This window comes from Pseudomonas phoenicis (assembly GCF_047302395.1).
Lineage (GTDB): Bacteria > Pseudomonadota > Gammaproteobacteria > Pseudomonadales > Pseudomonadaceae > Aquipseudomonas.
This window is the reverse complement of sequence record NZ_CP154852.1, coordinates 3,978,817-3,993,890: the sequence shown is the minus strand read 5'-3', so window position 1 is coordinate 3,993,890 and position 15,074 is coordinate 3,978,817. Positions and strand designations below refer to the sequence as shown.

General features: G+C 63.3%; 12 protein-coding genes. 5 read left to right on the top strand and 7 right to left on the bottom strand.

Annotation, left to right across the window (positions count from 1 at the left end):
• Positions 1–65: 65 nt before the first annotated feature.
• From AA0Z93_RS18165 to AA0Z93_RS18155, 3 genes are all read right to left on the bottom strand, one after another.
• A complete protein-coding gene (locus tag AA0Z93_RS18165; RefSeq protein ID WP_413047575.1) occupies positions 66–191 on the bottom strand; it encodes a hypothetical protein in 126 nt (41 codons plus the stop codon).
• A gap of 118 nt (positions 192–309) precedes the next feature.
• Positions 310–576 (bottom strand): hypothetical protein, encoded by a 267-nt coding sequence (locus AA0Z93_RS18160; protein WP_413047576.1) that lies wholly within the window; start codon positions 574–576, stop codon positions 310–312.
• Positions 573–1,136, bottom strand: a complete 564-nt coding sequence (locus AA0Z93_RS18155; protein WP_413047577.1) for a hypothetical protein — start codon at positions 1,134–1,136, stop codon at positions 573–575. The genes AA0Z93_RS18160 and AA0Z93_RS18155 overlap by 4 nt, the downstream gene beginning before the upstream one ends.
• A gap of 772 nt (positions 1,137–1,908) precedes the next feature.
• Between AA0Z93_RS18155 and AA0Z93_RS18150 the strand changes: the two genes are divergently transcribed.
• Positions 1,909–2,994, top strand: coding sequence for a 3-deoxy-7-phosphoheptulonate synthase (locus AA0Z93_RS18150; RefSeq protein ID WP_413047578.1), 1,086 nt, complete (start codon positions 1,909–1,911; stop codon positions 2,992–2,994).
• A gap of 758 nt (positions 2,995–3,752) precedes the next feature.
• On the opposite strand, the gene AA0Z93_RS18145 is transcribed toward AA0Z93_RS18150, so the two are convergent.
• Both AA0Z93_RS18145 and AA0Z93_RS18140 read right to left on the bottom strand, forming a co-directional pair.
• Complete coding sequence (locus AA0Z93_RS18145; protein WP_413047579.1) at positions 3,753–4,802, bottom strand: nucleotidyl transferase AbiEii/AbiGii toxin family protein; 1,050 nt, start codon at positions 4,800–4,802, stop codon at positions 3,753–3,755.
• The gene (locus AA0Z93_RS18140; protein ID WP_413047580.1) at positions 4,777–5,190 is read right to left on the bottom strand and encodes a DUF6088 family protein; all 414 of its coding nucleotides are present in this window, start codon (positions 5,188–5,190) and stop codon (positions 4,777–4,779) included. The genes AA0Z93_RS18145 and AA0Z93_RS18140 overlap by 26 nt, the downstream gene beginning before the upstream one ends.
• 277 nt (positions 5,191–5,467) lie before the next feature.
• On the opposite strand from AA0Z93_RS18140, the gene AA0Z93_RS18135 reads away from it, so the two are divergent.
• The 4 genes from AA0Z93_RS18135 to AA0Z93_RS18120 all read left to right on the top strand — a co-directional run bounded on the left by AA0Z93_RS18135 (position 5,468) and on the right by AA0Z93_RS18120 (position 9,702).
• Positions 5,468–5,749 carry a peptidylprolyl isomerase gene (locus AA0Z93_RS18135; RefSeq protein WP_413047581.1) on the top strand — a complete coding sequence of 94 codons (282 nt, stop codon included), beginning with the start codon at positions 5,468–5,470 and terminating at the stop codon, positions 5,747–5,749.
• 70 nt (positions 5,750–5,819) lie between these two features.
• A complete protein-coding gene (locus tag AA0Z93_RS18130; RefSeq protein ID WP_413048404.1) occupies positions 5,820–7,631 on the top strand; it encodes an extracellular solute-binding protein in 1,812 nt (603 codons plus the stop codon).
• Complete coding sequence (locus AA0Z93_RS18125; RefSeq protein WP_413047582.1) at positions 7,628–8,686, top strand: microcin C ABC transporter permease YejB; 1,059 nt, start codon at positions 7,628–7,630, stop codon at positions 8,684–8,686. Before AA0Z93_RS18130 ends, AA0Z93_RS18125 begins: the two co-directional genes overlap by 4 nt.
• A complete protein-coding gene (locus tag AA0Z93_RS18120; RefSeq protein WP_413047583.1) occupies positions 8,686–9,702 on the top strand; it encodes an ABC transporter permease in 1,017 nt (338 codons plus the stop codon). The genes AA0Z93_RS18125 and AA0Z93_RS18120 overlap by 1 nt, the downstream gene beginning before the upstream one ends.
• A 49-nt stretch (positions 9,703–9,751) precedes the next feature.
• Here the strand turns inward: AA0Z93_RS18120 and AA0Z93_RS18115 are convergent, their stop codons facing one another.
• Together AA0Z93_RS18115 and AA0Z93_RS18110 are read right to left on the bottom strand one after the other, a co-directional pair.
• Entirely contained in the window at positions 9,752–10,312 is a 561-nt protein-coding gene (locus tag AA0Z93_RS18115; protein ID WP_413047584.1) for a DUF4174 domain-containing protein, read from the bottom strand.
• A 206-nt stretch (positions 10,313–10,518) separates the two neighbouring features.
• Positions 10,519–15,033: an NEL-type E3 ubiquitin ligase domain-containing protein gene (locus tag AA0Z93_RS18110; protein WP_413047585.1), complete on the bottom strand. Its 4,515-nt coding sequence runs from the start codon at positions 15,031–15,033 to the stop codon at positions 10,519–10,521.
• Between the last annotated feature and the right edge of the window lie 41 nt (positions 15,034–15,074).

The window sequence follows — 15,074 nt, the reverse complement described above, 5'->3', positions numbered from 1 at the left end:
AAAAGATCGAAACGCTCGGCGTCCACGCCCGCTAAAAACGCTTGGCTCGCGGCGGGATCGTGGCCCTAGAACACCCCATAACCGCAATCGTCGTGGGGATAGATCACCAGCCCGCAGTGTACGAAGGCGATGAAGAAATGCCCCTGGAAACCGCCGCGCAACACATTCATCGCCATGATCGAATAGATCACCGTCAGGAGCCCCTCGAGCTCATGGTCGGAGACTGCGACATGGCGCAGGTCAGCCCCTGCGGATGCCTCGGAGGGGCCCAGGCAAGTGATAAGAGGCGCTCGGTTGATGGCTTGTGCATTAAAGGTTACGTGCTTCGCCAGCCTTGTATCCGAGCCCGCGCAACTGTTTTTCGGTATGGGGCATGACCAGCGAGGTCATTACCGTGAGTGGCTGAGGATGCCGCTTCAGGTAATTCACCAAAAGTCGATTGGCGGCCTGTGCCGCCACCCTGCGGTTCGAGCCCGGTTTTGCATCGAAATGCCCGACCCATCCAGGCGATCTGGAATAGCTCTTCAGGTCGATCGAATGCAAAGCGGGCACCGAAGCGGACGAGTCGATAGTCAAATGTTACCGCTCCACGTCAGTATCGAAAGCACGAACCCGCCGATGGTCATGCCCGCCGAGGTGATCGTCAGCAACACCAAAGCGAAGAACCTCAACTGCGGCACGTGTGGGGACACTTCCAGCGCGTAGTTGGCGCGGATGCTTTCGGGGTTCAAGCACGTGATGGCGATTTCCCCGGGCACGGTGCAGTCGAACGCGCCGAGCGGCATCGACTTCCTTCCCGACATATCGGTTCTGTCCACCTGGAACACGTGGAGCAAAGAACGACCATAGGATCGGTAGTTCAAGGAAGCGCCGCTGGGCAAAGCCACGACCTGGAATCTGGCTGAGAAGTGCGCCACACCCGTAAGGAAGGTCATGGGCGGAATGACGACATTGATCACATAGCGGCCTGGTTTGGGAATGTCGACCGTGAGCGGCTGTGCGCTGGCCGGGAATCGAACGCTGAGCGTGGGGAAAATCAAGCGCCGTATCCGGCCGATGCAGCGGATCAAGCCATAGAACCCCAGGACCATGACGGTCGGAGCCAGGACGGGCAAACAGGTAATGAAGAAGTCCACTGTCGTTCTCTTTAGGAAATCTTCGGCATGCTAAGTGAGGCGTTTCGCTTGATGCAACGCATGTCCTGGAGAAACCAGCGTCGTGCATGAACGGCGGGCAAAGAAAAGCCCGCTGGGGAGGGCGGGCTAAGTGTTTCACGGATGTGGCTTCACTATGCCAAGCCATAGGTGAAAATGCCGTGAAGAGGATGTCGCAAACTCATCGCATGCAAAAAATTTTGCAACGCCGCGCGCGGCGGACGCTTGTAAGAAAAATCCGCGCAAAGCCATTGAATCGCCACCCGCAGGTGCAGTAAGCTCGAGGCCATTCACGGAGTACGACATGCACACACCCTTGCACATCCAGAGCGTTGCCAGCGGTCGCCAACAGCGTCCTGCGGTGCCTGGTTGCGTGTCGGTTTCCAGCTATTACTTCGGGTATTGGTTTAGCCACTAGGCGCCGCTGATACCCACCACGGCGCCCACTCTCGAGGGGCCGCCGAACATGAGAATACTCAAACCCCCGGTCGGCTTCCCGTCCGGGGGTTTTGCGTTTTCAGGCCCACACATTTCAATCGATCGAAAGGACACCACCATGCACCACGCCGACTATTACCGCCCTTGCACCAGCGCCTGGCGATTTAGCCAATCCCGTTCGGGCCAGTCTGCCGCCTCCGATCGGTCCGTCCCAGGTGGCACAACTGCGCGTCGATCATTGCGAACGACCTGTCGAACACATCACTAGCGCCGACGTCGCGGGCCAGAGCCCGCCGCGCGCTTGAGGAAGATCATCATGCCCCGTGCCACCCTCGCCCTGACCCAGTCCCCCTCGCAGCCCCAGCGACCCGCCCAGGCCCAGGCGGCCAACAGCGCTCTCAGCCGCCGCCTGCCTACTGCGCACCAGCTCAAGCAGCAACTGCCCCTGCCCCACGACCTCGCCCTGCAAGTCGAACGGCACCGCCACGCCATCCGCGCCATTCTCGACGGCCGCGACGAGCGCCTGCTGGTGATCCTGGGTCCGTGCTCGCTGCACGATCCACGCGCGGCTTTGGAATACGCCGAGCGCTTGCAAGCGCTGGCTGCCGCAGTCGATGACAAATTGCTGCTGGTGATGCGCGCCTACGTGGAAAAACCGCGCACCACCGTGGGCTGGAAAGGCCTGGCCTACGATCCGCACCTGGACGGCAGCGACGACATGCAGGCGGGCCTGACCCTGTCGCGTGAGTTGATGCTGGGCCTGCTGCGATGCGGCCTGCCGCTGGCCAACGAGGTGCTGCAACCCCTGGCCGCCGGCTACTTCGACGACCTGCTGAGCTGGGCCGCCATCGGCGCCCGCACCACCGAGTCGCAGATCCACCGCGAACTGGTCAGCGGGCTGGGCTTGCCCGTGGGCTTCAAGAACGGCACCGACGGCGGTGTGGCCATCGCCTGCGACGCCATGCGCAGCGCTGCCCACCCGCACCGCCATTTCGGCATCGACGCGCAAGGCCACCCGGCCATCGTCGACACCTTCGGCAACCCTGACACCCACCTGGTGCTGCGAGGTGGCCACAGTGGGCCGAACTACAGCGCCGAACACCTGGCCCAAGCGCGCGAAGGTTTGCACAAAGCGGGCCTGATGCCGCGGATCGTGGTCGATTGCAGCCACGCCAACAGCGGCAAGGATCCGGCGCGCCAGCCCGCGGTGTTCGACGCTGTGTTGCGCCAACGTCTGGATGGCGACCGCTCGGTGGTGGGCATGATGCTCGAAGGCCATCTGTTCGAAGGCGCGCAGTCATTGGGCAAAGGGGCCTTGCAGTACGGCGTATCGATCACCGACGGCTGCCTGGGCTGGGATGCGACCGAGCGGCTGCTGCGCGATGCTGCCGAGCGTTTGTAAGCAGGCTCCGGCGTGTGGTAGCGGCGTGCCGACTTTGGTTGATGCTGGTGATCTGCGTTCCAGCCGATATCCAAATCGTCTTCAAAGCTGTTGGGGGAGAATCTAGGGTCGTAGCCAAGTCTTGAAGGTCACCACAGCCATGTTGGGGCGGCCGGTTCGGCGCTCCGATTAGCCGTGATGGCCTGCGCAGCAGGTCCAATAGTTGGGATGAGTTTACACGTGTCTATAGCGGTGCCTGACGCAGGGCGGGCTGCAGGCATCGGAGCACCTACCCGAATGGATCTACATCTACCATCGCTGGTCAGCGACTAGACTTCGTACGAAAAGTGCCTGCGCGACGATCATGCTGCATTGAAAACAGGCCGGAGGCCGGCCTCGTCGGAATGCTCATTTGCAACCAGCAAACTCCGCTTCCTCGGCTAGGCGCCCCCGGCTAGGCGCCCCCGCCTTTTTTGCGGGGCCGCCATCGGCCTTGCCTGATCGCCGCTTGGCGAATTTTCGCACAAAGCCTAAAGAAAGATTCGATCCTGGCGGCCATCTTCAACCAAGGCCAGGCACTCTACTTCTTAGAAAAGTAATCCTGCTGTGAAATACCAAGGCCGGCCAGTCGACTCCGATCTGCAAAAGCTCGTCCCTGAGCCGCTCAAGGCAAGATTGCGCATTCGAGCAACCGCCCGACACGCGAGCTGATCAACAACAACAGTTCTATAAATCAGAGGTCAAGCTCAGGCTTAAAACGCTTCACTCAGCGGGAGGCGTCAGGCGGTGTGATTCAGCAGCCGCTCTGCGACGGCAGCGAAAGCGCTATAGCAGCTTTGGAAATCCGGCTTATCCGCGGTATAGAGGAGCGGCTTGAGGCGCTGCTCGAAGTTCGCCTTCAGCCCTTCATGGTTAGCAGCAGAGGCTAAGCTTCGCCGAAGCACCGCGTATGGGTCCTGATCAAACTCCGGATGCTGCTTGTTAAATTCCTCCACATCCTTTTGGACAAGAGCGGCAAAGATCTGGCAGGCGGGCTCTATTGCATCAGGCTGGCTCTCTGCGATACGCCAGACATCATAGACGTGGCGAACCAATGCAGTGTCAAATTCGCCGCGTTGATGTCCATCCCAGCTCCAGGCACAACGGCGCAGCAGCGACAGCACCTTCTCAGCCAACGTCTCTGCCACTGTGATACATGTCATCGGAAAGCGGTGAGGGGATTGGCGTTGGACGAACTGGTCCAGTATGTAGCCCATTTCGCGAAGCTCAGCGGCCAGCATCGGTGGGCGGTGTATCAGCTCAAGTTTGAGCTGTGGGCGAAGTACGCCAGACACGTCCTGAAAATGTGCACCATACGAAACCAACAGACAATAGTAGCGCCGGCTGTCGCGCATGAGAGGGTTTTCTCCGTTGTCATGGACCACGTACTCAAAGCCCATGTCGGTCAAGCGGCGCTCAATCTCTTGGTGCAAATCCTTTAAACGCCCACGAACTCCTTGTTTCAGCGTGTAGCCGTCCGGCGCTTCCTCCAGTATGACCTTGATGTCAATGTCTTCGGACATCCGGTCGATCAGACCGTGAGCTTTCGAAAGGCAAGTGCCGCCAGCAAAAATCAAACGTGTTGCAACGTCAATCGATGCCGGTGCGGGATCGCCCTTGCGACGATCCTTTTGCTTCGCAATGTGTATCACCCGGATTTGAGCTAAAACACATAGCGCGTCAGTGATGTGCTGATCTTTTTCAGCGACGGCAGCGGGTAGGTTTCCCAGCATCCCGGCGGCGGCGGCATCTTCGATATCAGACCTAAGATCGTCTGGAATTTTTCTCATAAATTAAAGTGCTATTCCCTACCGTCACTTTCCGCGAAATGCGTCGGCGTCCGGTGCAGACAGTCGCCCCCATGGGAATCTGGGTCGATCTGCCGCTGTTGTACTCCGATATGGCCGAGCTTGGTTGCACTGATATCTTGAGCTTGCGGAAAAGCTCCGCTGCGATCATTTCCAGCGTTCCCGCTGGGGTTGGTTTGCCGGTGAACTTGTTGATTCGAGTTTTGGCGAAGGCACCCTTGCTTACGCGAACAAGCGTTCCCTCCGCCACAAAGCGAGCAAGCACTCGTCCGACCTGAGAGTCACTCCCCATCTTGGTAAAGTCCGAGCGCAAGATGACCACGCTTGCGCGCTGCCTAATCGAGCGGCTCATGCGATCTTCAAGTTTCATACCTGACCTCCACTGTGAAGGTATACATCACAAGGTGACTGTAGGCTCTAATGGCCATTTTTACCAGTGTTTACAAGGGTTTTATGAGACAAAAACTGCGCATTGATGCGCTAATCTTCCATCGCAGCAGGTGGTTATCGGCGGTACCCTAAGGTAGAACGGTAGCGGTCCAGGCTATATAATCTCTTGCTCACCGCAGACGCTTCCTACGCCTGCGCAAGACATTCCCCTTCCACCTGAGTTAGGCTTGTGCCCTTTCTCAAGAGGAGCAATTCCCATGGCCAAAGCCACCGCCCGCCACATCCTGGTTTCCGACGAAGCCAAGTGCAACGAATTGAAAGCACAGATCGAAGCCGGCGCCGACTTCGCCCAGGTCGCCAAAGACAATTCCAGCTGCCCTTCCAGCCGCCAAGGCGGTGACCTGGGCTCGTTCGGTCCGGGCCAGATGGTCAAGGAATTCGACACCGTGGTCTTCAGCGCGCCGATCAACGTCGTGCAAGGCCCGGTCAAGACCCAGTTCGGCTACCACCTGCTGGAAGTCACCAGCCGTCAGGACTGAGCCTGAATTGGCCCGTCGCCCTTTCCAGCGGCTGGCCTGGCAGCGCTGCAAGCTCTGGCTTGCGGCCTGCCTGCTCGGCGCGCCCGCCCTGCCCGCCCTCGCAGCCCCCAGCCACGCCCTCACCGTCTACGGCCAAGCGCCGCGCTACCCTGTCCATTTCAGCCACTTCGACTACGTCAACGCGGATGCGCCCAAAGGCGGCAATCTGCGACGTTCCGCGACCAATCTGGGGCAGTTCGACCACATCCTGCCGTACATCGACAAGGGCACCGGCGTCAGCGAAGTCGACGGCTGGCTGTATGCGCCCCTCGCCGTACGCTCGCAGGACGAGCCCTACACCGTTTACGGTCTGATCGCCCGCCGCCTGGAGCGCGGCCCGCAAGATGCCTGGCTGCGTGTCGAACTCGACCCGCGCGCGACCTTCGCCGACGGTCGGCCGGTGCGCGCCGAAGACGTGCGCTTCTCCTTCGAAACGCTGACACGCCAGGGTAGCCTCACCTACCGTACGCAATTCGCCGACGTCACCCAGGTGACGGTGGAAGATGCGCAGCACGTGCGCTTCGACTTCGCCCCTGGCCACGGCCGCACCCTGCCCCTGGACGTGGCCAGCCTGCCGGTGCTGCCCGAGCACGACTGGCAGCAGCGCGACTTCGCCAACAGCGCCGGCTTCAGCGCACCGGTGGGCAGTGGCCCGTACCGCATCGGCAAGATCGACAACGGCCGCAGCATCACCTTCGAGCGCAACACGCAGTGGTGGGCCAAAGACCTGCCGGTCAACCGCGGTCGCTACAACTTCGACCAGCTGCGCGTGGAGTACTTCAGCGACACCGAAGTGGCCCGCCAGGTGCTCAAGGGCGGCGGTTACGACTACAACCGCGAGTTCTCCGCCACGGCCTACACCATCGGCTACCAGGGCGCGCAGCTCGACGACGGGCGTTTGCAACGCGCGCACCTGGGCCCTGGCAAACCACAAGTGGCCCAGGGCTTCATGTTCAACCTGAGCAAACCGGTGTTCCGGGACCGCCGTACCCGCCAGGCCCTGGCGCTGCTCTGGGATTTCGAGTGGAGCAACCGGCAGATGATGCGCCACCTGTACATCCGCCAGCAGAGCGTGTTCTCCAACACGCCCCTGGCGGCGCGGGCGTTGCCCGATGCCGCCGAACGGCAACTGCTCGAACCCTTGCGTGGGCAGGTGCCGGACGAGGTGTTCGAGCGCGTGTTCGTAGCGCCGGTCAGCGACGGCAGCGGCCTGGTACGGCCGCAGCAGTTGCAGGCGCTGGCGCTGTTGCAAAGCGCCGGCTGGCGGATCGAAGGCGACCAGTTGGTGGACGCCCAGGGTGAGCCCTTGCGCTTCACCTTCCTCAACGGTCAGGCCGGCTTGGAACGCCTGCTGCTGCCGTGGAAGCGCAACCTGGCGCAAATCGGTGTGACCCTCGACATCCGCAACGTCGACCCCGCTCAGTACGTCAACCGGTTGATGGCCCGCGATTACGACATGGTGGTGTCCGGCTACCCGGTCAGCCTGTCGCCGGGCACTGAGCTGCTCAACTATTTCGGCTCGGCCGCCGCCACCGACCCGGGCTCGAACAACCTCATGGTGCTGCGCGACCCCGCCGTTGACCGGCTGCTGCAAGGCCTGGTGCGCGCCAGCAGCGAAGCCGACCTGCTGCGCCATGCCCATGCGCTGGACCGGGTGTTGCAGTGGAACTACTACTGGATTCCCAACTACTACCCACCCGGCAGCTCGACGGTCTGGTGGAACCGCTTCGGACAGCCCGACCACCCGGCACCGTACGACGAAGGTCTGGACGCCTGGTGGGAAGTCAGCCCCACGCCCTTGACCAACGCGCAAATGGCCGAGCGCCGCGGGAACCGCCCATGACCGCCTATCTGCTGCGGCGCCTGCTGCTGATCGTCCCCACCCTGCTGGCGATTCTGCTGGTGAATTTCGCCATCATCCAGGCCGCGCCCGGCGGCCCCGTCGAGCAGGCCGTGGCGCGCTTGCAAGGGGTCGGCGCGGGTGCGGCGGGCGCCAGCGCCGACGTGCTGCGCGGCGAGTCGCGTGCCAGCCGTGGGTTGGACCCCAAGCTGCTGGAAGACATCAAGCGCCAATACGGCTTCGACAAATCGGCACCCGAACGTCTGTGGCTGATGCTCAGCCAATACGCCCGACTGGATTTCGGCGAGAGCTTCTTTCGCGGCGCCAAGGTCACCGATCTGATCTTCGACAAACTGCCGGTGACGCTTTCGCTCGGCCTGTGGGCGACGCTGATCACCTACCTGGTGTCGATCCCGCTAGGCATTCGCAAGGCGGTGCGCCATGGCAGCCGCTTCGATGCCTGGAGCAGCCTGCTGATCGTCGTCGGCTATGCCCTGCCCTCGTTCCTCTTCGCGCTGCTGCTGATCGTGCTGTTCGCCGGCGGCACGTCGCTGAATTGGTTTCCGGTGCGCGGGCTGGTGTCGGAAGACTTCGACCAGCTCAGCCTGCTGGGCAAAGTCGCGGATTATTTCTGGCACCTGGTGCTGCCGGTGGCGGCATTGGTCATCGGTGGCTTCGCGACCCTGACCCTGCTGACCAAGAACGCCGTGCTCGACGAAATCGCCCGCCAGTATGTGGTCACGGCACGGGCCAAGGGCCTCAGCGAGCGACGGGTGCTGTACGGTCACGTGCTGCGCAACGCCATGCTGCTGGTGGTGGCCGGTCTGCCCCAGGCGCTGATCACGGTGTTCTTCGCAGGCTCCTTGCTGATCGAAGTGATCTTCTCGCTCGACGGCATAGGCCGCATGAGCTTCGACGCGGCGGTGTCACGCGACTATCCGGTGGTGTTCGGCAGCCTGTTCATCTTCACCCTCGCCGGCCTGGTGATTCGGCTGATCGGTGACCTGGCCTACACGGTGCTCGACCCGCGCATCGACTTCGACGCGAGGGCGCACTGATGCTGTCGCCCATGGCGCGCCGGCGCCTGCAACGTTTTCGCAGCCATCGCCGCGGGTGGTGGTCGCTGTGGCTGTTCGGCGGCCTGTTGCTGCTCAGCCTGGGCGCCGAACTGGTGGCCAACGACAAGCCGCTGCTGCTGGGCTACCACGGCGAGCTGTACGCGCCCGCGTTGAAGCGCTACAGCGAGCGGCAGTTCGGCGGCGAGCTGCCGTTCCAGCCCGACTACCGTAGCCAGTACGTGCGCCAGTTGATCGCCGGCCAAGGCGGCTGGATGCTCTTCGCGCCGATACCCTTCAGCGCCGACACGCCCAACTACGACCTGCAGGTACCTACCCCCAGCCCGCCCAGTGCGGACAACTGGCTGGGCACCGACGACCAGGGCCGCGACGTGCTGGCGCGGGTGCTGTACGGCACGCGGGTATCCTTGCTGTTCGCCTTCGTCCTGACCGCCGTCAGTGTGATGGTAGGCATCGCCGCCGGGGCTCTGCAGGGCTACCACGGCGGATGGGTCGACCTGCTCGGTCAGCGCCTGCTGGAAGTGTGGTCGGGGTTGCCGGTGCTGTACCTGCTGATCATCCTCAGCGGCTTCGTGGAGCCGAACTTCTGGTGGCTGCTGGGGATCATGGCGCTGTTTTCCTGGCTCGGCCTGGTGGACGTGGTGCGCGCCGAGTTCCTTCGCGGGCGCAACCTGGAGTACGTCAAGGCGGCCCGTGCGCTGGGGCTGTCGGACCTTCAGGTGATGTGGCGGCATATCCTGCCCAACGCGCTGAGCGCGACGCTGACCTTCGTGCCGTTCATGCTGACCGGCGCCATCACCACCCTGACCGCCCTGGATTTCCTCGGCTTCGGCATGCCCGCCGGCAGCGCTTCGCTAGGCGAGCTGGTGGCCCAGGGCAAGCAACACCTGGAAGCACCGTGGCTGGGATTCACGGCCTTCTTCGCGCTGGCGCTGATACTGGCCTTGCTGGTGTTCGTCGGCGAGGCGCTGCGCGAAGCATTCGATCCGCGGCGCTGAGCACGGGCCTTGGTACGCGGCGAGCACGCGCGTAGAAGGCCCGCAGAGGTCAGTCTTCGAGCGGCTTGGGTGGAGCTGAAGGCTTGGCGGGTTTGACCGGCTTGCCGTCTTTGCCGGCAGGCTTGCCTGCAGCAGGCGCAGCGGCCACGGGTTCGGGCGCGGTGACGGCCTTCTCGCTGGCCGGTAGCTCGTCCACGGCCTTGAACACCGCCTGAGCGTCGAGCGGCTCGGTGCCCTCGCCGTCCCTGAGCACATGCTGCTCGCCATCCTTGCCGATCAGGATCACCCGTGTGCCCTTGCTGACACCCAGTTTGAGTTCGCGGATCAGCGCCATGGTGGCCTGCTGTTCGAGGTGCTTGTCTTCACGCATGCCCATCATGCTGGCCACACTGTAGAGCACCAGGTTGCGCTCCTTGAAGCCTGCTTCGGTGGCCGGATCCTTGCTGGCCTGGCTCAGGCCGCGCAGGGTCGGATCGGCCGAGCTGGGGGCGATCACCACCAGGGGCCGTGCCTTGCCCAGTTCCTTGGCCAGTGGCGCGTCGCTGTCGGCGGCGAACAGCGGGCTGGCGGCGCAGAGCAAAGTGGCGAGAGTCAGGGACCGTACGAGCATGGGCATCTCCTTGTTGATTCGAGTAACGACGAACCACGTGGGCGGTTCGGAGCAGCAAGCTGAATCGACCGTGGTCATCACGGATTAGCTAGAGGGTAACCTCCGGTCTCAGATCAGGACCACAGGAAAACAGGAAATTTCCGTATTAACCAACAGCATAGTCCAAGGCCTTTTACACGAAGACCCTGAACCGTGCCGGGATTGGCTCACTGCGCGGCGTGAGCGTCGAGGATCGCTTCAGTGAGGGTAAGCATCAGTGCCGCACGACTCGCCTCGCGCTCGTCACGCACTGCGTTCATCTGGTTGAGGTAATCGCCTTCGGCGCCCGCTTGCGCTTCGGCTTGTTCCATCAAAGCCGCCAAACGCGCTTGAAACGGCATGTCCGACGCTTCGAAACGATCGGCATGGTGACGCTCCAGCCAAGTGCGCCAGAAGTCCCGTTGGACCAGGGACCGTATCAGCACGTCGCGCCGCTCACCCGCTGACACGGCCTGCCGCGCCTGCTCCAAACGCGCAGGATCGACGCCCGAAACCCCTGCGAACAGCATGTCCTGGGGTTGCGCAGGCAGATCCAGCGCCTCGCGCAACCCCACCCGATATGCCAGTACGACCTCAATCTGGTCAGGGTCGGCCCCGTCGGCATGGCGTGCCTCGATATCGCGCAGGGCGATGCGCTCCACTTCGTCGAGCCGCCACAACTGGCGTCCCAGCTGGATCAGCGCCTGCACCTCGGAACCTGCGCTATTGCGTGCGCGCTGTAGCGCCTGCCATACCAACAGGTGCAGCTCTAGGCCGCTGAAGCACAAGGCGGCGCTGTCCTGACAGGTGAGCGGCACGTTGGCCAGTGCGAAGACTTCGTCGGCAAGATCAGGAGAGGCATGCAATGCGTCGAGCAGGGCCCAGACCCGCTGGCCTAAAGCAGCCTCAGGGCGAATGAAATCGGCACTCTGGCGCAGCCGGTCGAGCAGATCGAATAACCCATGGGCTTCACTGCGCAAGCGCAGTTCCTCCCAGATCGCCAGGCGTTCAAGTTGCGGTTGCTCGGGCAGTGAGGTCAACCAGGCATCGCGCACGACCGCAGCGGCGGATTCGTCCGTACCCTGGGCATCGACGCCCGCCTGCGACTCCCGCCAAGCCTCCATACGGTCCAAGGTCGCTGAGTCCAGCGGGTTTCTGCCCACCAGAATCGTCTGGCTCATCCACCTTGGTCTGGTGAAAAACGGTTCGGGCAGCGTGCGGATATGGTTTTCCCGCAGGTCGGCCAGTACCAGGTTGGGGCGCGCTGTCAAACCTGCTGGCAGAAGCCTTTGTTCGGTGTGGCGCAGATTGAGGTAGCGCAGATGCGGCATGTTCTGCACCGAAAAGGTTCGACGCAATGGGTTATCTGCCAGGTTGAGCAGGTGCAGGTGCGTAAGCGTGGTCAACTGCCCGGTCTGCTCCTCGTCCAGGTTGATCGCATTGCCGGCCAACGACAGTTCCTGCAATTGGGGCAATAGGTTCAGATCGCGTGGCAAACGGCGCAAGACATTGCCGTCGAGTTCGAGTATGCGCAATTGCGGGAAACGCCCAAGGAAATCAGGACCAATGTCATGGAGCCCTACCTCCTGGAGCGACAATGTGTGAACGTGCGCGAAACTGACTCCCGCCGGTAGGCGGGGAAGCACCGGAAGATAGACCCGCCGCAAACGCAGGTGATACATCTCGTGTTGCTGGGCACCTGGAAACAGGTAAGAGGTCATGCGTCGCCAGGTGGCCATCAGATGGTCGGCGAAGCGGCTGCGCTCGTTGCGTATCAGCACACCCGCCCCTGCACTCGACCAGTGCCGCAAGGCCCGCTCCAGCTCCCGCATTTCATGCCCCAGTTGTGTCAGCACTTGATCGACATTGTGCCCGCTGTCGCGCACCTGCTGGGCCCAGGCGTCAATCTGCTGATCGGTCATCAGTGGGTACAGTCGGCGCATCTGCGCACCCAGTCCACGAGGCGTACGACCCGCGCGGCGGCCACTGAGCAGGTAACCCAAACGCCCATCGGCCAAGCGCGTCGGCACGCGCAGCCCACTCTGGTCGATAGCCTGGCCGAGCAGATGCGCAATGGCATCGCGGTCCACCCGCGCCTGTCGCGCCAGCAGCACGCGCAGGTTATGGGCGAACGGCTCGGCGACGCCCAGCGCTTCGCGCTCGGAAGTGGCGAAAGCCGTCGCCAGCGTGGCGAACAGTTCAGCCGGTGCCGACGAAAGCCGAGTGCCCTGGGTATCGAACAGCTCGAACCCTGTCTCGCCGCGCACCACATCGAGCATGCGCGCATCGGCTGCCAAGGCGCCCGTCCACAGGGGCGCGCCGTCACGGCTGCCTTCGAACAGCCGCCAGCCCAGCCCTTCGGCTGCGCTTGGCAGACGCAGGCTCAGTTGCAGGGCCAGGCGCGCCAGATCGAGGTCCTGCGCCATGTCTATCGACAAGCCTTCATACGCCCGGGCAACCCGTATCCGGCGCAGGCTGCGGCGCGCTTCGAGCGCCATGCGCAAAGGCACTCGGCCCTCTTCGAGCAGTTGTCCGCGCTCGACATGGCTGGCGGCATCGACCAACGCTTGCGCAGTACGCCGGCTGAGCCCGGGAAAATCGCGCGTCAGTACCTCGGCCGCTGGCGACGCCGGCGCCTGCAAGGCGTTCAACAGTGGGCCGAACACTGCCCGGCGCATCGACCAGAGATGCTCGGCCAGCGCTTGATCGCTCAAACCATCGACCTCGGGCAGCGCTCGCACCAGCGCCAGCAGCGGTGCGTCGTTGACCCTTTCGCCGCCGCGCAACTGCCGGATCAAGGCGCGCAGACGCTGCTCCAGGACCACCCGCTCGATGCTGTCCTGAAACACCGCATCGATCGCATCGCCTTGCATATGCAGGCCTCTGAGCGTATCCGCGTTGGTTCCGGTGGCCTGCAGAATCAAGTCGATGGCGTCGTCGTCGAGGATGGTCGGCGCCACGCCCAACCGACGGAACAGGTAGCGGGGCTCTGTCCATTCGCAAGGCGATTCGTGCCACAGCCGCCAGGCACCGGCGCCGTTGTGGGTCAGTGGATGGACCACGCCGTCCGACGTGTGGATGGCCCAAGGGTGGTCCTCGTCGAGGCGCTGCACGGGATAAGGCTGGTCGTCGAGCACTACCCAACGCTGCTCGCCAAGCCGGTACAGCCCTTCTTCGTCGCGTATGGCCTCTGCCGGGAGCGGCTGGGTCGGCCCTTCGAGGCGCGCAAGGCCAAGACGCACGCGGCCGTCGCTCAAGGTGTGCGGCAGCAGGCTGTCGACCTGACGCGAACGGCTCCAGGCGCGTGACGCCAAAGCGCCAGCACCGCCCAGCGCAGCCAGGGTCGCCACTTGGGCCGCGACATTGAGCAGATGGGCCATGGCTTCGCTGTGCTCGCCCTGGCGCCAGGCGACGATGCCCACGAAGGTTTCGTCCAGCACTTCCCAAGCGGTGACCGCCAACAGCGCAGCGCCCAAGGCCGGGACGAACAGCCCGGCGAGGTTGAGCAAGGTCCAGCCTTCGGCGGCCAAGCGCCGATCGTGCTCGCGCTGCACTTGCAGGTCGATCTCGGCTACGGGCGTGGCGATCAGGCGGGCATCGTCCTTGATGTGCTCGATCTGTGCCTGGGCCAGTTCGTCGAAGATCGGCGCGCTGCAGGGCAGCACACGCTCGCTCAGGCTGATGTTTCCCAGGTCGCCTACCCCGTCGTAGCCCTCGATGACGGCAGTGAAGAAACCCTGGCTGTCGCGCCGGCGTACGAAGCGCGCGAAAAAGCGCTGGTACTGGGGGGTGCGCAGGCGTCGTCCGAGGTCGTTGGCGAAGTGTCGCAAGCTCGGATAGCCGCGCAACGCGCCGTGCGCATCGCCCGGGATGTAGACCAAGACCGGCTGGCTCGGCATTCCCTCGGCGTAACCCGCAAAATCCCCACCGTCCACCACGACGATGCGCTCCAGGGTGTAACCGAGCAGGCGCAGGCGCCCAACCCGCAGTGTCGTAGCGTCGTCCGCCGTCGGTAGGCGCAGTGTGCACACGTCGGTCAGCAAACGATGCGTCAACGCGTCCAGATGCCCTTCGATCCAGGCCCGGTGCGCCTCCACCAGCAAGGCGTAACGCAGGTGCCGGGACAACACGGAACGTGGGCTGACTTCTTCGGCAGCGGAGGTTTCCAGTACTTCGTGCACGTGCCGCTGGTATTGCCCGCCCAGATCCAGCGTGCGGCAGAACCGGGCGAAGCTGGCAGCGTCGGGCAAGGGTTGGGCCGGCAGACCAGCGGCCCGTTGCAGACGATTGCCGACAAGCATGCCGCCCGGTTCGGCTTGCTCGGCAGTGAAGTTGGCGAGCGCGGCCTCTAGCAACGGACGGGTGCGATAGACCGCCGTAGTGACGGGATAGCCGATGGGCTGTGAGGTGACCACGGGCTCGCGGTGCCCCTCGCGCCAGCTCGTCGTGGTTTGCTCGACGCCAGGAAACTGCACGCTCAAGGCATGCTGCAAGCGCGGTCGACAGAAGGCTTCGATGCCTTGCAAGCCGCTTAGTACCTGTTGGCTACGTTCGCGCCAGTACAGGCTCAACGCGCTGGCTTCCTGCAATTGATCCAACTGTGCCACGCTGGCCTTGCGCAACCACGTGGGCATGGCCTGGGCGATCAGGCTGTCCTGGTAGTGTTCCGCTTGACGGGTGTTGGGTTGAGTACTGGCGACCATGGTCCTGCCCTCGCATGGGAAAGCGGGCAGGTTAGCGATCC